General features: G+C 44.8%; 25 protein-coding genes. 16 read left to right on the plus strand and 9 right to left on the minus strand.

Annotated elements, in window-relative coordinates:
* Position 1 precedes the first annotated feature (1 nt).
* From ONZ52_RS20245 to ONZ52_RS20270, 6 genes are all read right to left on the minus strand, one after another.
* Complete coding sequence (locus tag ONZ52_RS20245; protein WP_265220463.1) at positions 2 to 520, minus strand: TRAP transporter small permease; 519 nt, start codon at positions 518 to 520, stop codon at positions 2 to 4.
* Between the two features lie 54 nt (positions 521 to 574).
* On the minus strand, positions 575 to 1507 hold the full coding sequence (locus tag ONZ52_RS20250; protein ID WP_265220464.1) for a TRAP transporter substrate-binding protein: 933 nt from the start codon (positions 1505 to 1507) through the stop codon (positions 575 to 577).
* 68 nt (positions 1508 to 1575) lie between these two features.
* The gene (locus ONZ52_RS20255) at positions 1576 to 2049 is read right to left on the minus strand and encodes a glycoside hydrolase family 88 protein (RefSeq protein WP_265220465.1); all 474 of its coding nucleotides are present in this window, start codon (positions 2047 to 2049) and stop codon (positions 1576 to 1578) included.
* Positions 2021 to 2695 carry a glycoside hydrolase family 88 protein gene (locus ONZ52_RS20260; protein WP_265220466.1) on the minus strand — a complete coding sequence of 225 codons (675 nt, stop codon included), beginning with the start codon at positions 2693 to 2695 and terminating at the stop codon, positions 2021 to 2023. The genes ONZ52_RS20255 and ONZ52_RS20260 overlap by 29 nt, the downstream gene beginning before the upstream one ends.
* Positions 2696 to 2967: 272 nt before the next feature.
* Positions 2968 to 4191: a sugar isomerase gene (locus ONZ52_RS20265; RefSeq protein ID WP_265220467.1), complete on the minus strand. Its 1224-nt coding sequence runs from the start codon at positions 4189 to 4191 to the stop codon at positions 2968 to 2970.
* Positions 4192 to 4280: 89 nt separating this feature from the next.
* Positions 4281 to 6371 (minus strand): bifunctional rhamnulose-1-phosphate aldolase/short-chain dehydrogenase, encoded by a 2091-nt coding sequence (locus tag ONZ52_RS20270; protein WP_265220468.1) that lies wholly within the window; start codon positions 6369 to 6371, stop codon positions 4281 to 4283.
* A 234-nt stretch (positions 6372 to 6605) separates the two neighbouring features.
* Here ONZ52_RS20270 and ONZ52_RS20275 point away from each other — a divergent pair, with 234 nt between their 5' ends.
* From ONZ52_RS20275 to ONZ52_RS20315, 9 genes are all read left to right on the plus strand, one after another.
* Positions 6606 to 7388, plus strand: a complete 783-nt coding sequence (locus ONZ52_RS20275; protein ID WP_111638730.1) for a DeoR/GlpR family DNA-binding transcription regulator — start codon at positions 6606 to 6608, stop codon at positions 7386 to 7388.
* Positions 7389 to 7450: 62 nt separating this feature from the next.
* Entirely contained in the window at positions 7451 to 7621 is a 171-nt protein-coding gene (locus ONZ52_RS20280; RefSeq protein ID WP_265220469.1) for a hypothetical protein, read from the plus strand.
* Positions 7590 to 8447, plus strand: a complete 858-nt coding sequence (rhaS, locus tag ONZ52_RS20285; RefSeq protein WP_265220470.1) for a rhamnose ABC transporter substrate-binding protein — start codon at positions 7590 to 7592, stop codon at positions 8445 to 8447. Before ONZ52_RS20280 ends, rhaS begins: the two co-directional genes overlap by 32 nt.
* Before the next feature lie 154 nt (positions 8448 to 8601).
* Positions 8602 to 10116, plus strand: coding sequence for a sugar ABC transporter ATP-binding protein (locus ONZ52_RS20290; protein ID WP_265220471.1), 1515 nt, complete (start codon positions 8602 to 8604; stop codon positions 10114 to 10116).
* On the plus strand, positions 10110 to 11117 hold the full coding sequence (locus ONZ52_RS20295; RefSeq protein WP_265220472.1) for an ABC transporter permease: 1008 nt from the start codon (positions 10110 to 10112) through the stop codon (positions 11115 to 11117). The genes ONZ52_RS20290 and ONZ52_RS20295 overlap by 7 nt, the downstream gene beginning before the upstream one ends.
* 16 nt (positions 11118 to 11133) lie before the next feature.
* The gene (locus ONZ52_RS20300) at positions 11134 to 12147 is read left to right on the plus strand and encodes an ABC transporter permease (RefSeq protein ID WP_265220473.1); all 1014 of its coding nucleotides are present in this window, start codon (positions 11134 to 11136) and stop codon (positions 12145 to 12147) included.
* On the plus strand, positions 12144 to 13838 hold the full coding sequence (locus ONZ52_RS20305) for an L-rhamnose mutarotase (protein WP_265220474.1): 1695 nt from the start codon (positions 12144 to 12146) through the stop codon (positions 13836 to 13838). The genes ONZ52_RS20300 and ONZ52_RS20305 overlap by 4 nt, the downstream gene beginning before the upstream one ends.
* A gap of 252 nt (positions 13839 to 14090) precedes the next feature.
* On the plus strand, positions 14091 to 14537 hold the full coding sequence (locus tag ONZ52_RS20310) for an antitoxin Xre/MbcA/ParS toxin-binding domain-containing protein (protein WP_111608421.1): 447 nt from the start codon (positions 14091 to 14093) through the stop codon (positions 14535 to 14537).
* Positions 14537 to 14998, plus strand: a complete 462-nt coding sequence (locus tag ONZ52_RS20315; protein WP_265220476.1) for an RES family NAD+ phosphorylase — start codon at positions 14537 to 14539, stop codon at positions 14996 to 14998. The genes ONZ52_RS20310 and ONZ52_RS20315 overlap by 1 nt, the downstream gene beginning before the upstream one ends.
* Before the next feature lie 134 nt (positions 14999 to 15132).
* Here the strand turns inward: ONZ52_RS20315 and ONZ52_RS20320 are convergent, their stop codons facing one another.
* On the minus strand, positions 15133 to 16137 hold the full coding sequence (locus ONZ52_RS20320) for a LacI family DNA-binding transcriptional regulator (RefSeq protein ID WP_265220477.1): 1005 nt from the start codon (positions 16135 to 16137) through the stop codon (positions 15133 to 15135).
* A gap of 163 nt (positions 16138 to 16300) precedes the next feature.
* Here ONZ52_RS20320 and ONZ52_RS20325 point away from each other — a divergent pair, with 163 nt between their 5' ends.
* The 5 genes from ONZ52_RS20325 (at position 16301) to ONZ52_RS20345 (ending at position 22674) form a co-directional block, all read left to right on the plus strand.
* Positions 16301 to 18613: an alpha-L-rhamnosidase gene (locus tag ONZ52_RS20325; RefSeq protein ID WP_265220479.1), complete on the plus strand. Its 2313-nt coding sequence runs from the start codon at positions 16301 to 16303 to the stop codon at positions 18611 to 18613.
* 57 nt (positions 18614 to 18670) lie between these two features.
* On the plus strand, positions 18671 to 19948 hold the full coding sequence (locus tag ONZ52_RS20330; RefSeq protein WP_265220480.1) for an ABC transporter substrate-binding protein: 1278 nt from the start codon (positions 18671 to 18673) through the stop codon (positions 19946 to 19948).
* 62 nt (positions 19949 to 20010) lie between these two features.
* Positions 20011 to 20871 (plus strand): carbohydrate ABC transporter permease, encoded by an 861-nt coding sequence (locus ONZ52_RS20335; RefSeq protein WP_111608417.1) that lies wholly within the window; start codon positions 20011 to 20013, stop codon positions 20869 to 20871.
* Positions 20868 to 21692 (plus strand): carbohydrate ABC transporter permease, encoded by an 825-nt coding sequence (locus ONZ52_RS20340; protein ID WP_265220481.1) that lies wholly within the window; start codon positions 20868 to 20870, stop codon positions 21690 to 21692. Before ONZ52_RS20335 ends, ONZ52_RS20340 begins: the two co-directional genes overlap by 4 nt.
* A gap of 4 nt (positions 21693 to 21696) precedes the next feature.
* Entirely contained in the window at positions 21697 to 22674 is a 978-nt protein-coding gene (locus tag ONZ52_RS20345) for an ABC transporter ATP-binding protein (RefSeq protein WP_265220482.1), read from the plus strand.
* 75 nt (positions 22675 to 22749) lie between these two features.
* Here ONZ52_RS20345 and ONZ52_RS20350 read toward each other — a convergent pair whose 3' ends face one another.
* The gene (locus ONZ52_RS20350; protein WP_428981191.1) at positions 22750 to 23130 is read right to left on the minus strand and encodes an alpha-hydroxy acid oxidase; all 381 of its coding nucleotides are present in this window, start codon (positions 23128 to 23130) and stop codon (positions 22750 to 22752) included.
* Positions 23108 to 23899 carry an alpha-hydroxy acid oxidase gene (locus tag ONZ52_RS20355; RefSeq protein WP_265220484.1) on the minus strand — a complete coding sequence of 264 codons (792 nt, stop codon included), beginning with the start codon at positions 23897 to 23899 and terminating at the stop codon, positions 23108 to 23110. The genes ONZ52_RS20350 and ONZ52_RS20355 overlap by 23 nt, the downstream gene beginning before the upstream one ends.
* A gap of 118 nt (positions 23900 to 24017) precedes the next feature.
* Here ONZ52_RS20355 and ONZ52_RS20360 point away from each other — a divergent pair, with 118 nt between their 5' ends.
* Complete coding sequence (locus tag ONZ52_RS20360) at positions 24018 to 24917, plus strand: LysR family transcriptional regulator (protein ID WP_265220485.1); 900 nt, start codon at positions 24018 to 24020, stop codon at positions 24915 to 24917.
* A gap of 92 nt (positions 24918 to 25009) precedes the next feature.
* A complete protein-coding gene (locus ONZ52_RS20365; protein ID WP_265220486.1) occupies positions 25010 to 25252 on the plus strand; it encodes a hypothetical protein in 243 nt (80 codons plus the stop codon).
* Positions 25253 to 25277: the final 25 nt, after the last annotated feature.

Raw genomic sequence — 25277 nt, forward strand, 5'->3', positions numbered from 1 at the left:
TCTATTCTCCCATACTGAGTGATTTTTTGATGTCGTCTACAGGTGCTTCATCGGCAGGTGTTTTGATGACATCAATCAAATTTAAAATGGCGTACAAAATCAACAACACACCGCACACGGGCAGCGCGGCATAAAAACTCGACATTGGCAGTTGTAATACCGCTGTGAGCTGTTTGGACGAGATCTGCATACTATGTAAGCCACCCATGATCAGCACATAGACGCTGAAAATAATAAAACTGATTGGAGCCAACAGCTTAAGAAATTTGCGAAACCTACCACGCGCAATATCGCGCAGTAGGTCAATGGCCATGTGGGAACCACGGCCAGCAGAATAAGCGGCTCCTAACAGAGACAACCAGACCAATCCCAGTCGCAACAATTCTTCGGTATAGGTTGAAGGATCGTTAAATACGTAGCGACTGATCACTTGCCAGCATAGTACACCGACCATGCTGAGCAGTAAGAGTGAGCAACTTGTCCCCAAAAATATATCTAGGAAACGTCTTATGGTTGGCATTACTTTGGCTCCGCTTGCTGGCGAATTGCTTCGTAGACCTTATATTTTTCAGGCTCAGATTTGAGGCTCGTCGTACATAGGCTGTACGGCGGCTTGGAATTCGCTGATATCTGGGTAATAAAAGGTCACACCAAATTGCTTTTCACTGGTCTCTTTGGCGTCATTGACCGCTTGCGCCCATACTTGCTTATGGAATTCTGTGGATTCTTTTGCGGCTTCTCTCACCGCCGTTTGTTGGTCTGGATTCAAACGCTGCATGGTCGCGTTAGATATCAATAGTACATCTGGTACCCTTGAGTGCAGGTCATAGGAAAAATGTTTAGCGACCTCGGCGTGGCGAGCAATGGTCAAGGCAAACTCGTTGTTTTCTGCGCCATCTAATACGCCCTGTTGAATAGACGAATAGACGTCAGCTTGCCCCATAGCGATAGGCGATCCGCCGAGCATTTTGACCATTTTAATAGAGGTTGGACTTTGCATGACGCGTATTTTTAGACCCTTAAGGTCGTCCACGCTGCGGATGATTTTTTCGGACGTATAAAAGCTGCGTGCGCCGCTGTCGTAGTAGGTTAGCCCTAAAATGCCTTGGTCTTTTGAAGACTCATAAATTGGTGTAGTGATGTCTGGATTGTCCATGACTTTGTAAAAATGCGCTTGGCTGTCAAACAGATAAGGCATAGAGAAAACGCCATAAACTGGGGCAAAACTTTCCATGAGGCCACCACTGACTTTGGTCATATCCAATAAGCCTGCTTGTAGTAGTTCGACCATTTCCCGCTCGCCACCCAGTTGGCTGTCAGGGAAAAAGGTGACGGTGACATCGCCTTGGGTTTTTTGATCGACCAATTCAGCAAATTTTTTCATTGCTTCAACGGTTGGAGTGGCGTTGCTGGCATAACCGAAGCGCAAATTTTCCGCGTAGGCTGATGCAGACGTTATTCCCAAGCCAATAAGGGTTAATGCGGTACTAAGTCGTTTAAGTTTCATTTTCTTATCCTTTTTATCTTTATTGTCGTTTTAAGAAATAGAGGGTTCGTTTTTTCCCTAGCGGATTGCTAGATATAGCGACGTAAATATTCGCTAAGACACAAAATCGCCATGGCTTGCCCATAAGGCATGGCGGTGATTTTGATGTTTTTGTAATACTCTAGATCGTTCCCCATGGCGGTACCAAACGAGGTATTTTGCAGTTCGCCTTGCTCGTTTATGTTGCTACAAACGGCTTTGATGGCTTTTTCAGCCATAGGCAAATAATCCTTAGATAGGTAGCGTTTACGTATCGCTTTTAAGATGCCATACGCAAATCCAGCCGATGCGGAAGCTTCTAGGTAAGTGCTGTTATCGTCTAACAAGGTGTGCCAAAGACCGTCGCTGTGTTGCAGCTCGCTCAGGGCTTTCACTTGTCGTTCCAGCGTCGATAGCAAGAAGCGACGAATTGGGTCACTTTCGGCCAAATTTAATAATTCGATGAATTCTGGAATGACGATGGTGATCCAGCTATTACCACGATGCCCATAGGGCCTTGGCAAAGTTGTGGTTGCCTTCAAACGTCCAGCCGTGAAACCAAAGGCCGCTTTTCGTGTCCATTAGGTATTGAATATGGGTTAAAAACTGGTATTTCGCTTCTTCGACATACTCGGGCTTATTAAGCAATGTACCGATTTTAGCGAGAGGTAAAACACTCATCATTAAGGTGTCATCCCACATTTGATTGTGGTTCACGCTGTTGTAAACGATGTGCTGCAAACCGCCTTCTTGTACGCGTGGCATGTCGTACAATACCCATTCAGCCCATTCCTCTAGATACGGAATCCAAGATTCTTTTGGTGTCCGTTCATGCAAACACGCTAACGTTAAAAAGGGGGCGACAGTATTGATGTTTTTGGTTGGTGTGCCTTCGTTAAGACGTTGTTCGAACCAGTCGTGAATGATGTTTAATGTTTTGGGATCATTGGTGGTTTGCCAGTATTTGAACAAGCCATATAAACCTATTCCATGAGTCCACTCCCAGCCAGCCCAGCCTTTGGTATCGATGACACGACCATCTTCAAGGCGCAGCAAAAAATCGCCAGTAGTATCTTCAATGTTGATAAGATTGTCGGTGAGTCGCTCGATCAGTTCTATGGTACGTGCCTTTGGCATGACATAGGTTGGTTGACTTAATAATGTATGCATTTTCAATCCTTTTATTATTCTGGATTTTCTTGTCTTGGTTAAATATAGGTCATAATAATTTCGTTTAAAACTATGATTTTATTTTTTATTTATAAAATTATATTTTTATTAAAACATTGTTTCTAAAATTAATTTTGCCAAAAAAATATAGCCTCATTTGAGCGCTATATTTTGGGGGCGATCAGAGTCTTGTTTATTGTTTTTACACAATCCCTGAGCCAGTTTTATTCGGATCTGCAGGACGAGCCTTGGCGACGGCAGCGCGATAGCCGCTAGCACGGTAACAGCTTACTGGGTCGATGGCGCCTCCGGCCTGGAGGCGTGCCATTTGCAATATGGAGCTCAACATCTAGGTTATAAGCTTGTTTTAAGCTGGCCTGTGCCATCATGGCGTCGTTTGCTTCTTGGTATTGTGTTAAGGCGTTGCGATCGACTAGTAAGCTTTTTACGAAGGCACGTTGCACTTCCGCAGCGCTGTACATCAAGCTTTCCACTGGGTCGGTGACGTTGTGTGATTGATCCAACATGTAGAATGGGCGGTAAGACGGATCCTGCGCACGAATGTCGGTCAATTCGTTGAAGATCAAAAACAGTTGGTAAGGGTTGATAGAGCCGCTGTCCAAATCATCGTCGCCGTATTTACTGTCGTTGAAATGGAAGCCACCCAGCTTGCCGAATTGCGCAAGACGGCTGACGATCATTTCGATGTTGACGTTGGGCGCGTGATGGCCCAAATCCACTAGAGACAAACAGCGCTCGCCGGTTTCTTTTGCGGCAAGGTAGCTGCTACCCCAGTCTTGAATCACAGTTGAGTAGAAAGCAGGCTCAAAGATTTTGTGTTCCAGCAGCATGTTCCAATCGTCTGGCAGGCTGTTGTAAACGGCTTTGATGCTGTCTAAATAATTGCTGAAGCTGTTTTTAAAGTGTTGTTGGCTGGGGAAGTTAGAGCCATCGCCTACCCAAACAGTGAGGGCTTTTGATCCGAGCTTTTGACCTAATTCTACTACGTCGATGTTGTGAGCAATAGCTTGCTCGCGCACGGCTTTATTCGTGTGCGTTAAACTACCGAATTTGTACGACTCTTCCTGACCAATTTGATCTTGAAAGGTGTTGGAGTTCATCGCGTCAAAATGCAAACCATATTGCTCAGCGTACTGGCGAAGTTCATTTGGATCTTTTGGACGATCCCAAGGGATATGTAGAGACACCGCCGGTGTAGCTTGTGATAACAATTGAATAACTGAACAGTCATCCAGCTTTTCAAAAATATTGCGAGGTTCGCCTTTGCCTGGAAAACGGGCGAAACGGGTGCCACCTGTGCCAACACCCCAAGAGGGAACGGCGACGGTAAACTGCTTAGCTTGTTGCAAAATAGTATCGATTTTAATACCTGAACGATCCAGTTTCTCTGCTAGCGCATTGTAATCGCTGATAACCGCGGCTTTTTGCTTTGCGTTGTGTTCTTGCAGCCAGTTTTGATCAATTAATTGTTTCATGGTGATTCCTTTTTATTGTTCTTTTAATCGAGACCTTTGCGCGACGCCGATAGATCGTGCAAAGGTCTTTGAATACATATTTACCGTCGTTAACGAGTGAACGACGGTGCGTGACCGGCATCGACATTCAGAATATTCCCTGTCGATTTAGAGGACGCCTCCGACGCAAAGAAGTAAATGGCTTCGGCAATGTCCTCAGGGAATACATTCAGCTTAAGCATACTGCGTTGGCGATAATGTTCTTCCAAATCATCGGTTGAGAGTTTGTAAGCACTGGCTCTTTCTTCTTTCCATTTTCCAGTCCAGATTTTTGAACCACGCAAAACCGCATCTGGGTTAACCACATTGGCGCGAATGCCCAGCGGTGCGCCTTCGAGAGCAACGCAGCGAGCAAGCTGGATTTCAGCGGCTTTTGCGACGCAATAGGCGCTGGCGTTGGCACTGGCAACCAAACCGTTTTTACTAGCGATAAACACCATGTTGCCACCCATGTTCTGTTGTTTTAGCAGACTAAAGGCTTCACGAGCAACCAGGAAATAACCTGTCGATAAGATACTTTGGTTTTTATTCCATAGAGCAAGAGAGGTTTCTTCTAATGGCGCGGAAGAGGCTATGCCAGCGTTGGAAACAACAATATCCAAACCGCCAAAGGCTACTGCGCAATGCTTCACCGCTCGGATGACATCGTCTTCATTGGTCACATCCATCTTGATGCTAGAGGCGCAATCTTTGCCAAACTCGCTGTTCATATTCGCCTGGGCGGTTTGCAGAGCGTCTTCGTCTATGTCCATCAATACGATGTTGGCGCCTTCTTTAGCGAGACGTTTGGCGGTAGCAAGACCGATGCCGCCAGCCGCGCCTGTTACCAAGGCGATATGACCCGCTAAGGATTTGGGTTTTGGCATACGTTGCAGCTTGGCTTCTTCTAATAGCCAATATTCAATGTCGAAGGCTTCTTGTTCTGGTAGGCCGACGTATTCGCTGACGCTGTCTGCACCGCGCATGACATTGATGGCGTTTACGTAGAATTCCCCTGCAATACGAGCGGTGGCTTTGTCTTTGGCAAAAGACAGCATACCCACCCCTGGGATCAAGTAAATGACGGGATTTGGATCGCGCATGGCTGGGCTGTTATCGCGTTTGCAGCGGTTGTAGTAACCGGCGTAATCTTCACGGTATTCTGCAAGGCTTTGGTCCAATGATTCGATTACTTCATCAAGGTTGTCAGTTTCTGGATTGTAATTGACCACAAAAGGACGAATCTTAGTGCGCAAGAAATGGTCAGGGCAGGAGGTCCCCAGCTTTGCAAGACGATCTAGATCTTTAGAGTTAACGAACTGCAATACTTCGTCGGACGCATTGAAGTGACCAATTTGACGTTGTTTCTCGCTGGTTTTACCACGAATCAGTGGCATTAAGCTTGAAACCACTTGTTGGCGTTTGTCGTCTGGTAATGTGTTAAATCGCTCACCACCAAAGGCGGCTTTGCCAGCACTTTGTTCTTCTAGCCAAGTTTGTGCTTTGTTAATAATATTCAGTGAGTTGAGGTAGCAGTCTTTGTTGTCATTAGCCCAGGTAAAAAGACCATGGCTTTCCAGTACGACGCCTTTTAAATGCGGATTTTCGGTGGCGATTTTATGCAAATCCATGCCTAACTGAAAACCTGGTCGACGCCATGGAAGCCAGCCAATGTCACCGTTAAAAATGTCTTCTGTAAGTTGCTTGCTGTTTTTGCTTGCTGCGATCGCAATCACGGCGTCAGGGTGAAGATGATCGACGTGAAGATAAGGTAAATAAGCATGAAGTGGCGTATCAATGCTGGCGGCGCGGGCGTTTAGGTTGTAAGTACAATGCGGAAGGTAAGCGACCATCTCATCTTCAAACTCAAGTCCGCGATACAGTGATAAAAGTTGATTCAATTTATCCATATAAAGAGTGGAAAAGCCATCCAGTCCCATCGAGCCAATATCACCACCAGAACCTTTTACCCATAGCACAGTGGTTTTTTCACCCGTGAGAGGATCCTTCATTTGCAGTTTTGCTGAGGTATTGCCGCCACCGTAATTGGTTACGCGCATGTCAGAACCAAGCAGGTTTGATCGATATTGCAATAATTCTGGGTCGCTTAGAAGGGATGCTTCTGCATCGTTCCAAAGATTAGGGAGTAAGTTAGTAGACATCGTTTAACCTCAAGTATTGCCTATTTAATAGCGTAAAACTTTGTTTTATGACTATTTAATAAAGGCTTAAATTTATTTTTGTTATGCACAACCAGCGGGTTAGAATGATCGATAACTTTCATACTAAAACAAAAATAATCATTTTCAAGCATTTTTTATCTTATTTGATAAATTTTGATCAATAGTGCTTGATAATGATTGAAAATTAATTATATTAACTATCGAGGATGATCGATGCACGAAATTGAAAGGCACAGAGTGATCCTATCAGAAGTCGAGACTCGACCTATTGTGACGGTGGCGCATCTAGTGGATGTACTAGGGGCGTCTGAAGCCACAATACGAAGAGACATCGGCTTTTTGGATAAAGAGGGAAAACTGCGTCGTGTACGGGGTGGGGCGGAAGCCATCAATCCACCGTCTGATGCCAGTTTGTTGGGGCGACCTTACTCCGTCAATCAGACGATTAATACGGATGTAAAGCGGGGTATAGCCAAAGCCGCAGTGGATTTATTGTCAGACAATATGTCTATCATGATCAGCGGTGGCACAACCACATCGGCTATGTCTGAGTACATGCGTGGCTTAAAGCTGCAGGTGCTGACTAATTCCTTCTCTATTGCTGATCAACTGATCAAAAAGAGCAAGTGCAGTGTGACCGTGCCGAGCGGCAAAATTCATCGGGAGCAGAACATTATATTGAGTCCGTTCCCGAATGATATTGCTAATCACACTTACGCTGACATTCTTTTTATTGGTGCATACGGGGTAAATTCTCACGGTGTGATGGAGACAGATCCTCAGATCGTACAAGCGGTAATGAAACTGATAAATCGAGCCGATCAGCGGGTGCTTTTGGTTGATAGTACAAAGTTTCAAAACCGATCAAGTATGATCATTTGTCCTTTGTCGCAGATAGACATCGTCATTACGGACGATGGAATAGATAACAAGAGTAAAGAAGTGATTAAGTCGGCAGGGTGTCGTTTGATCATAGTGGAAAAACAAAAACAATAAACCGCGTCTCGGATAAGACAACATCTCGTTGTGTGATGATGAGCGCGCTCTTGGAGATAATTATGAAAAATAAACTCATCACAGCTTGTGTGTTGGCGTCTGCCACTTTGTTTGCTTCTGGTGCCTATGCCGCGGAGCAGGTTCGCGTCGCGTTGTTGGTGAAGGCTTTGGGCATTGGTTTTTTTGAAGCGGCGTATCGTGGTGCAGAAGAAGCCAAAAAAGAGCCTCGGTGACGTAGAGATTATTTACACAGGCCCTACATCAACCACAGCAGAAGGCCAGATTGAGATCATCAATTCACTGATCGCACAGCGTGTTGATGCCATCGCTGTGTCTGCCAATGATGCGGATGCCTTGGTCCCTGCTTTGAAAAAAGCACAACAGCGTGGCATTAAAGTGATTTCTTGGGACTCTGGTGTTGGCAAAGAAGGCCGCCAAATCCACTTAAACCCTTCTAGTAACAGCCTGATTGGCGAAATGAACGTCCAGCTTGCTGCGGATGCGATTAAAGCCAAAGGCAAAACCTCCGGTACGTTTGCCATCCTGAGCGCAACACCAACCTCAACCAACCAAAATATTTGGATTGGTGAGATGAAAAACTCCCTTAGCCAATTCCCTAATCTAACACTTGTCGATACTGTCTATGGTGATGACCTTGCGGATAAGAGCTTCCGCGAAGCGACCGCTTTGATCAAAAATCATCCCGATCTAGATGTCATCGTGGCACCTACCACGGTTGGTATTTTGGCGGCTGCACAAGCCGTAAGTGATTTGGGCTTAACGGGCAAAGTTTATGTGACCGGTTTGGGTCTTCCTTCTGAATTAGCAGGACATGTGCATAGCGGTGCGATTCATAGTTTTGCTATCTGGAACCCAATAGACCTTGGTTACTCAGCAACTATGTTGGCTTACAACCTTGTTAAAGGCAAAGGTACAAAAACTGAAGTCCCAATGGGCCGCATGGGGACACTGACATTGGATGAAAATGGTGACGGCGCCATGGCGAAGCCGTTTGTTTATGATGAGTCCAACGTCGACGAATTCTCTTCCATTTTTTAGTTGCTATTAACCCTCTCCCAACCTCCCCCTTCGCTGGGGGAGGAGTTAAGAGCTTATGTTCCCTCCCCTTGTGTCTTTTGAAGGGGAGGGCTAGGGTGGGGTTTTGCTCGTTCAATAATTTCATAATGAATCAATAACAATAAGAGCAGCCGTTATGAACAAGGCAATTTTCAGTTTAAAAAAGGTAAGCAAGGTATTTCCCGGTGTCAAAGCGCTGGACGGTGTCGATTTGCATCTATATCCGGGCCAAGTGACGGCGTTAATTGGTGAAAATGGCGCAGGCAAATCTACTCTAGTTAAAACCATGACTGGCATTTATCAACCGGATGGTGGAGACATTATTTTTAACGGCAAACCTGTGCAGTTTCATTCGCCTCATGATTCCCATGCCTTAGGTATCACTGCGATTCATCAGGAAACCGTGTTATTTGATGATCTGACGGTGGCGGAAAATATCTTTTTGGGCAATTACCCGATGAAAAAGGGCCTGATGACCAAGCATTTTTCTATTGATTGGTCGGCTATGGTGTCGCGCTCACAAGACATTTTGTCGTCCATTAATGCCCACATGGACCCTAATCAAATTTTACGTGAATTAAGTATCGGTCAAAAACATATGGTTGGCATTGCGCGTGCCTTGTCTGTTGACGCCAAGGTGGTGATTTTAGACGAGCCTACAGCCGCTCTGTCTCACCATGAAATTCATGAACTCTACGAACTCGTTAATACACTCAAGCAACAAGGCAAAGCGATTCTCTTTATTACCCATAAGTTCGATGAAATTTTTGCCTTGGCAGATCGTTACACCGTGTTTCGTGATGGTTGTTATGTGGGGGAAGGCTTTATCAAAGACACCAATGAAGGTCAGCTGGTGGAAATGATGGTGGCGCGAAGCATAGCCGCCACGTATCCCAAAAAAGACGTAGAAATTGGTGAGACATTATTAGAAGTCTGTAACCTATGTCACACAACGGAGTTCGCTAATATCAGTTTTAGTTTGAAAAAAGGCGAGATCCTTGGTGTTTATGGGCTGGTGGGTTCAGGCAGAACGGAGGTGATGCAGGCTTTGTTTGGCACCACGGACCATGTGACTGGCACGGTAAAAATGAATGGCAAAGAGGTGATCATTCACTCACCAAAAGACGCGATAGAGAACGGCATTGTCTATGTACCAGAGGAACGTCAGAAGCAAGGGATTGTGTTGGAGTTGCCCATTTATCAAAACATCAGTTTGCCGCAAATGGACCGTTTAGCGAAACACGGTAATTTGGATCAAAAAAGTGAGATGTCCCTAGCGCGCCAGTATTGTGAGCGCTTGCAGGTGAAAGCCTCTTGCTGGGAAGAGAAAGTAATGAATCTATCCGGTGGTAACCAGCAAAAAGTGGTGATTGCTAAATGGCTCGCGACTAATCCCAAAGTCATTATCTTGGACGAGCCAACAAAGGGGATTGATATTGGATCAAAAGCCGCAGTACATGAGTTTATGTCTGAATTGGTGGATTCTGGTTTGGCGGTCATCATGGTGTCATCGGAATTGCCGGAAATTATGGGTATGTCAGATCGGATTTTAGTGATGAACGAAGGCTTGATTGTCAGTGAGTTGTCACGGGCTGATGCGACACCTGAAAAAGTGGTTTCTCTGGCGACCGGAGGACATGTGACATGTTGAGACGCTTTATTTATTCTCGCGAAGGCATTTTGAGCATGATTGTGCTGGCGATGTTTTTGGCAGTGGGCACGATCAGTCCGGACTTCATTAGTGTGTCTAACAGCATCAGTATTTTTAATGATACGTCGATTTTGATCATGTTGGCGTTAGGCCAAATGCTGGTGATTTTAACCCGTTGTATTGATTTGTCTGTGGCGGCCAATGTGGCTTTTACCGGCATGGTCGTTGCCATGGTGAATCAATATTTTCCGACCTTGAATATGTTTGTTTTGATGTTACTTGCGTTGGGGGTGGGGGCGTTTTTAGGGGCGATTAATGGCTTGTTTGTTTGGTTATTAAAAGTGCCTTCTATTGTGATTACCCTAGGCACTATGAGTATTTATCGCGGTGCGACCTTTTTATTGTCAGACGGCGCATGGGTGAATTCTCACCAAATGAGTGAGGCCTTCATTGGCTTGCCGCGATATGAAATTCTGTCTATTCCGGTATTAGCTTGGATGGCGATTATCACCATTCTTTTGGCCTTTTGGACGATGAAATTCAGTGTATGGGGGCGCAATTTTTATTCCGCAGGCGGCAATCCGATGGCGGCTTTTTATTCTGGTGTGAATGTTGGCAAGGTACAGTTTTATGCTTTTTTGGTATCAGGCACATTGGCAGGGTTGTGCGGTTATTTGTGGGTGTCGCGTTTTGCTGTGGCTTACGTGGATGTCGCCAATGGCTTTGAGCTGCAAGTGATCGCGGCGTGTGTGATTGGCGGTGTTAGTATCGTTGGTGGTTTGGGAACCGTGGTGGGTTGTGTGATTGGCGCCTTGTTTATTGGCGTGGTGAATAACGCTTTGCCCATTATAGGTGTATCGCCTTTTTGGCAGATGGCTATTTCTGGACTGGTGATTATTATCGCTGTGGTGGCGAACGCCTCGTCTGACAAAGACAAAGCACGCATTATTCTTCGCAAGCCAGAGGCGTCTGTTGGCTCCGCTCCGTCGCAATCACATTAAGAGAAAGAGGCTTTTTATGGACACAATAATAAAAAAATCAGCCACACCAGATGCGTTGTCAACCAGTAAACTACAAGTGTTTTTCCGGTGGGAAAGCTTACTAATATTGATCATTGTTTTAGTGTGTGTAATGAATTCCTATTTATCACCTTATTTTTTAGACCCTTGGAATTTATCGGATGCGACTTTTAACTTTACCGAAAAGGCTCTTATTGCTTTGCCGATGGCGATGCTGATTATCGCCAAAGAAATTGATATTTCTGTGGCGGCGATCATTTCGCTTTCCAGTACGCTAATGGGACTAGTGGCGCAAATGGGCGCACCCGTGTATGTGGTGGCGTGCGTTGGTGTTTTGGTTGGTGCAGGCTGTGGTTTGTTTAATGGTGCTTTGGTAACAGGGTTTAAAATTCCCTCTATTGTGGTGACAATCGGTACCATGAGTTTATTTCGCGGTATCAGCTATGTCTTATTGGGCGATCAGGTGGTGCGTGACTATCCCGCTGGTTTTGAGTTTTTCGGTCAGGGCTACGTTTATTGGGTGTTTTCGTTTGAGTTGGTGTTGTTTGTCTTTTTTGCCTTGGTGTTTTATTGGCTATTGCATCGCACTAAATTTGGTCGTTATACCTACGCGATAGGCAATAACCCCACAGCGTCTTATTATTCAGGTATTAAAGTTAACAAACATCGTTTGATTTTGTTTACCCTAGTTGGCGTGATGTCTGGTATTGCCTCAGTGTTGCTTACGTCACGTTTGGGCAGCACTCGTCCAAGTATTGCTACGGGTTGGGAGCTAAGCATCATCACCATGGTGGTGTTAGGTGGCGTGAGTATTCTTGGTGGCAGCGGCACCATTGGTGGTGTGGTGTTGGCGGTGATTCTAATGGGCTTGGTGACCTTTGGTATGGGCTTACTGAATATTCCTGGCATCGTTATGACGATTATCGTTGGTGTGATGTTAATCACGGTCGTGAGTGTACCAGTGCTGATCACTTTCTATAAAAATAAAAGCAAAAAGGCAAAAACGCTATGAGATACGCCTCAGTCATGTACCTATATAAAGGTCGTGAAGACGAATACAAAAAGCGTCATGATGAACTCTGGCCAGAGCTTGCCGAACATTTAAAGCAGCATGGTATTCGTAACTATTATATTCATCTTGATCGAAACGAGAGCCGACTTTACGCCACCTTTGATGCAGACGATCTGGATGCGAAAGCCTTAGCGGATCATCCTGTCATGCAGCGTTGGTGGGAATACATGGCGGACATCATGGCAACCAAAACGCCATCGTTTGAACCTGTCGCCGATGCTTTGGAAGAGGTGTTTCGCTTTAATGTGTTGCAACCTGATAAAACACGCGTTGTGGCGGTGTTAGACATTGGTAAAACCAACATTAAAATTTGCCTGATGGACGGGCAAACAGGCGCCTTATTGCATATCGCCAAACGTGTTAATGGTGTGATCGATGCGCCGCCATATCCTCATGTGGATGTGGACTCTATTTGGCACTGGATTAAAGACACTCTGGCCGATTTAGCCCAGCGCTATTTTATTTCCAGCATTGCGATTACCACTCATGGTGCAACCATTGCCTGCATGAAGGGCGGTCAACTTGCCTTGCCTATTTTGGATTACGAATACGATGGTGTGTCTGAGTTTAAAGACGAATACGATGCAGTACGACCAGATTTTAGTGAGTCTTTTAGTCCACGATTGCCGCAAGGCTTGAACTTGGGTGCGCAATTGTTCTGGCAGCAAAAATACTTTTCAGGTGAGTTTTCAGGAGTCGACTCGTTACTTTTGTATCCGCAATATTGGGGCTATAAACTGAGTGGTAACAAAGCCACCGAAGTGACCTCGTTAGGTTGCCATACCGATCTTTGGAACCCGACTAACTGCCAATTTTCGTCTTTGTGTGAACAGCAAAAATGGTCGGAATTATTTCCTGAGGTGATGGAAACTGGCGCGAAGCTGGGTACCATCTTGCCCGAATTAGCGAATGAACTTGGTTTGCCAGCAAGTTGCGTTATTTTCAATGGCATACACGATTCCAACGCTTCGCTGGTACCTTATATCGGGCAGCCGATGGAAAAACTCACTGTGGTGTCTAGCGGCACTTGGACTGTCATTGCTACCATCAATGGTAAACTGGACTCATTGCAAGAAGACAAAGACATGCTCGCCAATGTGGACGCCCTTGGCCGTGCCACACCGACAATTCGCTTTATGGGCGGACGTGAATGGGAGCAACTGCGCAGCGACAGCAAAGCCAGCTTGAGTGACGTGAGCTTCATCCTCGAACACGGCATTTTAGCGATGCCTGCCTTTGCCAAAGGCGGCGGGCCATTTGCCCATTGCGAAGGGCGTATTATTAACCGTGGTTTGGAATTAACGCCCGCTCAGCAGTCAGCTTTGGCGGATGTGTATGTGGCCTTGATGACAGATTATTGTTTGGATCTGATGGACACCAGCGACACCGTAATCGTCGAAGGCGCATTCAGCAATAATATTAACTTCCTCACCTTATTGGCTTGTATGCGCAGCCAAAACGAAATCTACGCTTCTCGCGATGTCACCGGTACCTCCGGCGGCGCGGCCTTGCTGTCTAACAAAAGCTTAAAGCTAAAAGGCCGTCTCAGCCTCGCCATGTGCGACGCACAGATAAAACCACTGCTGAATCTTTATCGTCAGCAATGGCGTGACTTGGTGGGGGAATTGTAGCTTTAGCTGTGTGACAAAAACCACGAACAATGCCTTATTTCGACATTGGCGCGAACACTTCATGAGGCGTTGTTCATGGTTTTCTATTGCTTTTTAGATGAAATGGTTACACCAAACAAATTTTGAGTTTTTTACCCAGAGCGGAAAATGGTAATTTGATCAGATTGGATAATCAGAGGAAAGTATAGTTTTGCGCATTTTGAGGCGAGTGCTACAATAAATGTTGCAGTCGCATCAGAATTTGGAGGAGGTATGGTAATTCGAGCTTTTAAACCCAGCAAGAAAGAAAAAGTAGGGCTTTTATCTGCATTGGCGTTATCTAATGATCCGGTGAGTGCGTCAAGTCAATTAGCAGAAGGGTTTGACTTTGCTGTTATTGGACGCATTGTTAAACAAGCTCAGATTAAGCAAGCCACAGTGATTAAAATGGCAGGAATTGACAGAGGGACGTTAAGCCGTCACACAAGAGCACGTACAAAATGGACGGGTGCTTCGGCGATAAAAGTGTATAACGCCGCTCGAATCATTGATGCCGCACTAAATTTGTTTGATCAAGATAAACAAAAGGCTGAAAACTGGTTAAATACGCCAGCAATTGCCCTCGGTGGCATAAGCCCCGCTGATTACGCCAAATATCCTCTAGGACAAGAAGCAGTGATAGATCTTATAGGTCGAATTAAGTATGGGGTTGTCATCTAATGATGCTCTATCGTTTGTGCAAAATGGAGTTTGCTGATACTGCGTTTGATGGTTATGGTGCAAGAACGTATGGTGGTCGCTGGAATCCAAAAGGTGTGGATTGTGTTTATTTAGGTGAATCAAAGTCTGTTTGTCTACTTGAAACGATTGCACATTTGACTGATGCAAAAGCCTTAGATCAGTACGCGATGTTATCCATCGATATTCCAGAAGAGCTGATTATGGTGGTTCAAGAGCGTGATCTCCCTGAAAATTGGAGAGATTATCCCGCACCGCAAGAGTTAGCTGACATGGGGGCGGAATGGCTTGAGAATACTGAAAGTCTTGTTTTATTAGTGCCCAGCGTTATATCAGGTGACTTTTGTGCGTTACTAAATCCTAAACACCCTCGATGCCGAGAATTTGTAGCCATTGCTCAACGAGTCGCGTTCTCTATCGATCCAAGATTAGCTCCACGGTAGTAGTCGCAGAGCAAATCTATTAATCAATATATTCGAAGACTAAGACCGAAATCGAAAGCTATCTCTTGTCTGTTGGTGTATTGATATTTTTCTAATGAGTTTCTTATCCCATTCGAGTTCGGCTTTCATGAGTCCTAATGCGATTTTCGGGATATTAATGATGGTTCAACCAGAAGGTGCTTGGCCGTATTTCGGCCTTTTATGCGTTCTAATAGTGCATTAGCGGCCAGTTCGCCTTGTTGTTCTGCTTGTTGATCGATACTGGAAAGGTTGACCATGGCATAGGATGCTAATGGCGTATTATCGTAACCAATAATAAACACGTCTTTTTGCGGTGTGAGTTGACGTTTTATACATTCATCTAGTAGCGGAATGGCATGAATGTCACTCCAGCAAAAAATAGCACATGGCAGTGTTTGCTCATCTAAAAAAAGAGCGAGTTCTTTTTTCAGCTCGTCTTCGTTGTTGGAGACTCGGAAAATACGGTCTTCGGCTACATCGTTATGGTTTGCTTTCGTCAGGGTATGTAAAAAACCACGCTCACGTTCTTGGTTCAAATCGACTTTATTAAACTCTCTTAGCGGTTGACTGATCATTTTTATGTTTTTTATGCCCGTCTCGACGAGGGCTTGAGTGGCTAATTCTGCTCCTAAGAAATCATCGCCATTGATGGTGTCAAAGCTTGTTGCTGTGTTTTCAATATGGCCAACCACTGCCATAGGTATTTGTTTTGCGTATTTTTCTAATGCGGAATCTGAAAGACGAGGGGCAATTAAAATCAAGCCGTCTACATTGCTGTCCATCATGGATTCTATGAGTGAAGACTCAATAGACAGCTCGCTTTGCCCTAAGCCAATCAGCATTTTATAACCTGATATTGAAAGGGTTGCGTTTATTTTTTCTAGTAGCTTTGGCAAATAAGCATTGCCCAAATTGACAATCAGCACGCCTACCGTAAAGGTTCTGCCTCGCATCCCCCTTGCTGAGGTGTTTGGTCTATAACCTAGCTTTTTAATTGATTGTTCTACTTTTTCTTTTAGTGATGGGCTAACGCCATAGGCACTTCGGATTACCTTTGAGACGGCAGCTACAGATACCTCAGCGTCTTTAGCTACATCCTTAATGGTGACTTTTTTCATTGTTTTTTCAATTTGCATGTAAGGCCATTTACTTAGGGAAATACTATTTTTTTAAAATTTTATAGAAAGTACTTGAAATGAAGTTTTGTTTCTACTTATTATTTGTATAACGTTCTACACTTTTACAAGTCATTATAAAAATAAGCAGAAAGGACTACTTAATATGCGTAATAAAGTTTTATCCCATAGTTTAGCGGTCACTTGGGAAGCCGATATGATTTCGCCATTGTGTGATGGCGGTGTTGGTTCTCGTTCGAGTTTTGTTTGTTCCGAGTTTGTATTGCCTACAATCAAAAGCGCTGTGCAGTTAAGTATCTCAGCGCTAGGGCTGTACCAAGTATTCTTGAATGGTCGTAAAGTGGGAGATGATTATCTCACGCCAGGCCTGACGTGTTATGACGACCGTCTTTCTTTTCAAACCTATGAAGTAAAGGAATACCTACAACCTGGTATTAATAAAATCGAAATCTGGCTCGCGGATGGCTGGTATCGATCACAGATAATGTGGGAAGACTGCAAAATCTTAAATTGCTGGGGTGACACGCTTGGCGTAATTACACAGCTTGAAGCAGACGATGACATAGTGTGTAAGACCGATAAAAGTTGGCGTTCCGGTGTTACCCCAGTTTTGCAATCTGGTATCTACTTTGGCGAAGACTATGATGCTCGTGAAGATACGCTTGTAGCGTCTCATGGCGTGAAAGAAATCGAGTTTGATAAAGCTTTGTTGGTTAAGCATGAAACCAATGGGGTGAAAGCATTATCTGCGGTAAACCCCCTGAAAACCTGGCAAGAAAACGATAATCTGATTGTAGATTTTGGGCAGAATTGTAGTGGGGTTATCCGCTTGAAGGTAGAAGGGGAAAAGGGAGCAAATCTGTATATTGATTTTGCGGAAGTATTAGACGCTGAGGGACGTTTTGATCGTCGAAATTACCGTGCAGCGCGTGTGGCAAATCAATATACATTAAGTGGAAATGGCATTGAATCGTATGAACCTCGTTTTACATTTATGGGATTTCGCTATGCAAGAGTGAAAATAACAGGCGATGCTAAATTGCATGCCATTCAACAGATTCCTTTAACCTCGGTTCCGCAAGTCATGGCTGGATTTGAGTGTGATGTCCCCGCTGTTAATCGACTTGTGCAAAACACACTGTGGTCACAACGTTCCAACTTTATTGAAATACCAACCGATTGTCCGCAACGCGATGAGCGTTTAGGTTGGACGGGGGATGCGCAAGTGTTCGCAGGGACTGCTTGTTGGTTGGCCGACTGTGAGTCCTTTTTTATTAAGTATTTACGTGATGTGATACACGACCAACGTCCTAATGGTGCCATCTCGCATTTCTCTCCCGATCCGACTCGACTCTATCCTGATAAGTTTTTCGGTGATTGGGCGGGGTCTACAGGCTGGGGGGATGTGATTACGGTCATGCCTTGGCAGATGTATTTGCATTATGGCAACGTGGATGTGCTTAAAGAATGTTTTCCTGCCATGCAACGTTGGGTGGATTACCTTTGGTCTATTTCTGACGGCCCGATCATAAAGCCGAACTTAAAATGGGGCGCTCATGGCTTTACCTTTGGTGATTGGTTACAGCCTGTTGGCGATAATCGTAAACCTCGACCCACTATTGCGGATGATTGTGCGGCGACTCTTTATCACTATATCTCCACAGATATAGCGGCAAAAGTGGCGAACCTTCTTGCTCAGACGGATGCTTCTACTGCACTAGAACAACGTGCTGCACAAATAAAAACAGCTTTCGTTGAGGAATATTTTAGCAACACAGGTCGTCTTGCACACAATGATCAAACTTCCTACGCACTGGCATTTTTGTACGATCTGGTACCAGAACAATATTACCGGTCAGCCAAACAATATTTTCACGATGTGATCGTAGACGCTGATTATCTTATAGGTACAGGCTTCATTGGTACGCCTGCCTTGTTACCAGCGTTAAGCAAGCTTGGTATGACGGATTTGGCTGAAAAGGTGTTTTTAAACAACAAGGTGCCTGGATGGTTATATCAAGTTGAGCGTGGCGCAACGACCATTTGGGAGCGCTGGGATGCGATTGGCGAAGACGGCACTATTTATGATCCAGATATGAACAGCTATAACCATTATGCATATGGTGCGGTTTGTCAGTGGTTGTTCGAGTCCGTTGCAGGCGTAAGTCCTGTTGCACATGCGCCAGGTTATCAAGAAGTATCGATCGATCCCACTTTTTTACCCGCCTTAGGCCAGGTGTCTATGTGGCATGATTGCCGTTTAGGTCGGATAGAGGTTAGGTGGAAATTGGAGGGAAATAAAGCCAGTTATGCACTGTCTTTACCGGATGGCTGCACGGGGATTTTGCTTCTTGATGAACATAAAAAAGTGGCGCAAGTAAATGGTCAATCGGTCGGTAATTTATCCAGTAACAGAATGCGTTTGACTGGGAAGAATGAGCTTGTCTTTAGTCTTTAACCTTTGGTCCATAATAGTATTTTTTACCCAACAATAAATTTAAAAAAGGGGTGTAATATGAAAAACAGAGCGAACAAACTGATTATCTCAACTTTCGTTGTATTGGGTGCGTCCGTATCAAATGCGACTGAGTTAAGCATACTTGTCGATAACAGCCCAGATACTGTGGCTTTAACGCAAGCCCTGACATCTGCTTACAGCAAACTTAACCCTGATATAACGTTTGAGATCGAGTTAAGACCTGGAGGAGGTGAAGGGGATAATATTGTCAAAACGCGCCTTGCAACAGGTGAAATGGCGGATGTTTTTCTCTATAACTCAGGGTCGTTATTGCAAGCTTTGCGGCCCTCAAGAACACTTGAGCCTATTAATGATCTGGCTAATTTCTCCAATATTTTGTCGAGTTTCACCAGTACGGTGAGTGACGACAAGGGAAATGTTTATGCTGTGCCGATACAAACTGCGATGGGAGGAGGTATATTTTATAACAAGCGTGTTTATGAAGAGTTAGGACTTAAGGTGCCAAAAACGTGGCAAGAGTTTATGGAAAACTGCGCGATTATCGCCGAAAAATCAAAATCTGCGCCCATTGCGCAAACCTATAGAGATACATGGACCTCACAATTACTTGTCCTTTCTGATTTTTTTAATGTGCAAGCAGAAAAACCAAATTTTGCGACAGACTATACGAATAACAAGGCTAATTTTGCTACTACGCCTGCGGCATTGAGAGGCTTTGAAAAGCTTCAGCAGGTGTCTGAGGCTGGCTATTTTAATGATTATTATGGGGCAGCGACTTATAACGATGGCTTAAACATGGTTGCCACTGGTAAAGCGGCTCACTACCCTATGCTGACGTTTGCTATTCCCTCTATTAAGCTGAATACGCCAGATTATATTGAGGATGTTGGGTTCTTCGCTCAACCTGGAGATGACGCGGATAAAAATGGCTTAACGGTTTGGATGCCGGCCGGTTATTACATTCCAAAAGAAAGTGATCAAAAAGAAGAGGCTAAAGCTTTCCTAAACTACATCGCAACAGTCGACGCTTGTGATGCCATTACTAAAGCCATTGGTGCCAATGGCCCTTATCTAATAAAAGGCTGTACTCTACCGGATAATGTTTACCCTGCGGTGAAAGACATGTTGCCTTATTTTCAAGAAGAAGGCCGCACAGCTCCCGCTTTAGAGTTCCTTTCGCCAATAAAAGGTCCAATGCTTGAACAACTTACCGTTGAGGTGGGATCGGGTATTAGAAATGCACAATCAGCGGCTGAGCTTTATGACCAAGATGTTGCGAAGCAGGCCAGACAGCTGAATCTACCAAATTGGTAAGGGCTTTATCTCCTTGTTAGCGCTGTAAAAAGGCGACTAATAAGGAGGTGATTGGAGGATTTATGAAAAGTAGTCGATCTTACCCATATTGGTTTATTTTACCGGGAGGGCTGGTGTATCTGGTGCTATTTCTAGTGCCAACGGTTGCCGCTTTTTGGTTTAGTTTGACCCATTGGGATTTATTTGAAACCCGTTTTATTGGTTTGGAAAATTATTATCAGTTTTTGAGGGAGCCTTTTCTAATCACTGGGGTTGTGAATACGGTGATTTTTGGTGTGCTTACATCTATAGCCAAGTCTGTTTTGGGATTGTTACTGGCTGTTTTATTGACATCAGGCTTACTGGGACAAAGCTTTCTAAGAACCTTGATTTTCTTCCCTGTTTTGGTCTCTACCATAGGTGTCGGCATTGCCTTCGCGGAAATCATGCACCCAGCAAGAGGGATGTTAAACATAGGGCTAAGTTATTTTGGTATTCAAGGTCCTGCTTGGCTGATTGATCCTAATTTGGCGCTTTTCTCTGTTGCCTTAGTGGATATTTGGAAAGGGGTTGGGCTGGCCACACTGATTTATATTGCAGGTCTTGCGACCATAAGTTCTGATTATTATGAAGCTGCACGCATTGACGGTGCTACTAAGTTGCAAATGTTTTTCCGCATAACGGTTCCCCTGGTTCGTCCGGCTACAGTGACAGTGGTAACGCTTTCTTTGATTGGTGGCTTACGTTCATTCGATATCATTTGGGCGATGACAAAAGGCGGCCCTGGATTTTCTTCTGATGTATTAGCATCGGTTATCTATAAACAGTATCAGGCTGGTTTCTATGGGCTTTCGACAGCGGGTAACATTATTTTGTTTGCGCTGGTGGCTTTTATTGTGATTCCTCTAACGTATTGGTTCAACCGTAGAGAGGTGGACTTATGAAACGTCAGCAAATTATCAATGGTGTTATAGCTCTGGTTATTGGCGTTTTAATCTTTGTTACGCCTTTTATTTTTATTGGCCTCACGGCGGTAAAATCGGCGGCAGAGGCTTCTCAACTAGGGCTATCATGGCCTTCTGAATGGTTATTTTGGGATAACTTAGTGGCAGTAATTCAAGCCAGAAACTATATGTTGCTGCTTGCCTATTTTAATTCAACCGTGATTACCGTTGGTGCTATTTCATTGTTAGTTATTTCTGCGGCTATGATTGGTTATGTTATACAAAGAAGACCATCTAAATGGAATGGTTTTATTTACGCTTTGATACTGGCCGGATTGATGATTCCGCCTGCCGTTGTACCAACGATTTGGCTGATTAAAGAACTGCATTTATTTAAAACCTTACACGGTATGATTTTGATACAGGTGGCCTACGGTCTTTCTTTCTCGGTACTGCTGTTTCGCTCTTTTATTGCCAGTATTCCAAGAGATCTTGATGAAGCCGCCATCATTGACGGTGCTAAACCTTGGCAGGTGTTTTTTAAAGTTATATTGCCCCTGTTAAAGCCAGTAACGGTAACGGTTATCTTGGTTCAATCTGTGACCATATTTAATGACTTTACCAACCCACTGTATTACTTGCCGGGCAAAGATAACGTGACCGTACAATTGACTCTGTATAACTTTCAAAGTCAGTTTTCTTCCCAGATGAATTTGCTTTTTATGAACATTCTTCTCGTCACCATACCGCCTCTTATTATGTTTATTTTCTTTAATAAGCAAATTGTAAAAGGTATGACCGCAGGCGCAGTAAAAGGATAAAACGATGGCTACCGTAAGATTAAAAAATATACACAAAGAATTTAATGGCGTTAAAATTCTGAAAGGCATTGATTTAGACGTGAATGATGGCGAGTTTTGTGTGTTTGTCGGACCTTCCGGCTGCGGAAAATCCACCTTGTTACGTATTATCTCAGGTTTGGAAGACGCAACCAGCGGTACAATTGAGATCGGGGGAAAAGATGTTACTAAGTCCGATCCAATTGATCGTGGCATTGCTATGGTATTTCAAAGTTATGCTCTGTATCCGCACTTGACTGTCAGAGACAATATTGGCTTTGGTCTGAGTTTAGCTAAGCGTCCTAAAAACGAGATTAGAGAAAGAGTGGATGCTGCTGCGAAAATGTTGCAGCTTGAATCTCTTCTGGATCGCAAACCCAAAGATCTGTCTGGTGGACAGCGTCAGCGTGTGGCGATTGGTCGGGCCATCGTACGAGAGCCAGAAGTGTTTTTGTTTGATGAACCGCTTTCTAATCTGGATGCGGCGTTACGTTCTAAAATGCGCATCGAATTGACGGAGCTGCATGCCACTTTGAATGCCACCATGATCTATGTTACCCACGATCAAATTGAAGCCATGACAATGGCTGACAAGATTGTGGTACTCAATGCAGGTCATATTGAGCAGGTTGGCACGCCTATGGAGCTATATCATCATCCCCAGACGCCTTTTGTAGCCGGTTTCATTGGTAGTCCAAAAATGAACTTGTTTGAAGGGGCTATTGCCAAGGAACATAACGCTGATCTTTACGGAATACGTCCTGAGCATTTGACCCTATCGCCGAAAGAAGGGAAATGGAAAGGCGTTGTTAAACACATTGAGCAGCTAGGGGCTGATGCTATTGTCCATATTCACGTTGAGTCATTGGGAATGCTGGTGGCCCGTGCGGATGGGGAGTTCTCTATTACGGCTGGAAGTACTATATACGCCACACCACAAGAGGGAAAAGAACATCTTTTCTAGGGGGCGACACAATCAGTAAAAAGAGGGACTCTATTTCTTCCCTCTTTTTATTTAGCAGTCTAATACAGTCGAAGACTAAGACCGAAACCGTAAGTTATCTCTCGTTAGTTGATCAATCGAGGTTTTGCCCATGAGTTTCATGTCGCGTTCGAGTTCGGCTTTCATTAAGCCTAGGGCGCGTTCGACGCCAGGTTGTCCTGCGGCGGCAAGTGGGTATAAGTACATGCGGCCAATGCCGACGGCTTTGGCGCCGAGGGATAGGGCTTTGAGTACGTGGGTGCCGCGCTGTATGCCACTGTCGAAGATGACGTCGATTTCATCGCCCACTTCATCGACGATTTCTGCGAGCTGATCGAAGGAGCTGCGGGAACCATCAAGCTGACGACCGCCGTGGTTGGAAATGATGATACCCGTGCAGCCAATTTCCACTGCTTTACGAGCGTCTTCTCGACTCATAATGCCTTTCAAGCAGAACTGTCCGTCCCAGAATTTCACCATCTCTGCCACGTCGTCCCAGTTCATTGATGGATCGAGCATGTTGGTAAAGTAGTCGCCAATTGAGGTGGCACCAGAGTCCCATGTCGACGTGTTCTTCCAGTTGCGGTAAGCGAAATTTCTCGTGAGTCACGTAGTTAATGCCCCACATAGGTTTCAGAATAAATTGCAGCATGCCTTTTAGATTTAATTTAAAAGGAATGGCGAAGCCTGTGCGAAGGTCGCGTTCGCGGTTGCCGCCAGTAATGGAGTCAACGGTGAGCATCATTACTTGTATGCCTGAATCTTTGGCGCGTTGCATCATGGCACGGTTCAGTTCGCGGTCTTTATGAAAGTAAAACTGGTAGACCTGAGGGGTGGTGGTTTGCTTGGCGATTTCTTCCATGCTCACTGTGCCAAGGGACGATACGCCAAACATGGTGCCGTATTTTTCGGCGGCATTGGCGACGGCTCTTTCACCATCATGATGGAATAAGCGTTGTAAGGCGGTGGGCGAACAATAGATGGGCAGTGCGAGTTTTTGCCCCATGACGGTGACGGACAGATCCACGTCTTTTACGCCAGTGAGTACGCTTGGCACTAGGTCACAGCTTTCAAAGGCGGCGGTGTTGCGGCGGTAGGTGGTTTCATCGTCTGCGCCGCCATCAATGTAATTAAAAATGGGGCTTGGTAGGCGTTTTTTGGCTAGGGTGCGAAAGTCTTGGAAATTGTGGCAATCTTTGAGACGCATGGATTTTGCTCCTTTTCTTTTATTCCTTAACTATAGTCCTAGTTTTATTTGTGATAAATACGACATAAACTAATAAACTGTTTCTTAAAACATCTTAATGAAAAAGGGATAAACGATTGTGAACGCTGCAGACTTAACGCTTTTTGTGAATGTCGCCGATGCGGGTTCGTTTAATAAAGCTGCAGAGCAAGCAGGCTTGTCAACGCCAGCGCTGAGCAAACGCATTAGTAAGCTGGAACAAGATCTCGGTGCGCAGTTGATTCATCGCACCACAAGACGACTCAGTCTGACCGAAGCGGGTGAGAGTTTATACGTTCACGCCAAGAATATAGAAGGCCAAGTAAACGATGCGATTGCCTCTGTGTCGGCGTTTAGCCAAGGTTTAACAGGCACCATAAAGATGTCTGTACCGACGATTTCGGGGGAGTTATTACTGGCCGAAGCCATTGCCGAGTTTTGTCAGAAATATCCCAATATCAGCGTGGATATGCGCCTAGAAAATGACTTTGTGGATTTGGTAGGCGAAGGATTGGATCTGGCGATTCGTACAGGCAAGTTGGAAGACTCTAGTTTGATCGCCAAGCCGTTAATCCAATCCAACTGGATTGTCTGTTGCTCGCCCAGTTACGTGGAGCGTCATGGCGAAGTCAGAGATTTAGAGGCTTTGAAAGACCATAACTGTCTAGCTTATACCTACCAAGCCCAAGGCTCGTTCGATTGGCGCTTTACTCGAAACGGTATCGAAGAGAGTGTGCGAATTAGCGGTAGCTTTGCCACGAATAATGCCCAAGCATTACGCAAGGCCGCCTTGGCAGGTTTTGGAATTGTGTATGTGCCGCGCTGCAGTGTGTATGAAGATTTGCAGCAAGGTAAGCTGGTTGCTATCTTGACGGATTATCAACCACGCCGACTGGGTGTTTATGCCATTTACCCCTTTACCAAATACCTGCCGGAAAAGCTTCGCTTATTGATTGAGCATATCAAACAGGCGTATCAGGATAAGAAAGAATACTTTTAGCCAATCACCTAAGTGAAGAGGCTTTCCATTTCGCTGTTTTGTCCTTATTCTTAACTTTTTAACCCTTTTATTTCATTTCGATGGGAACATTTATGTCTGGTCAAGGTTCTGGTGGCAATGTACTGGCTGCGTTATGTAGCGTTTTTATTCCTGGATTAGGTCAATTAGTCCAAGGACGAATCTTTATGGCGTTGTTCTTTTTTGTAACAACCGCTGCGAATTATGCCTTGGGCGCGACCGTTATCCTGTTTTTCATGTGGCTGGTCGGAGCGGTTTTTCATCTGTGGTCTATCATTGACGCTGCGCGTTTTTCTCGAATTCGTTCGGTTTTATGATGTTGATTTCGTGGCGGGAAAAAAT

Origin of the sequence: Marinomonas rhodophyticola, assembly GCF_026113935.1 — a bacterium.
GTDB lineage: Bacteria > Pseudomonadota > Gammaproteobacteria > Pseudomonadales > Marinomonadaceae > Marinomonas > Marinomonas rhodophyticola.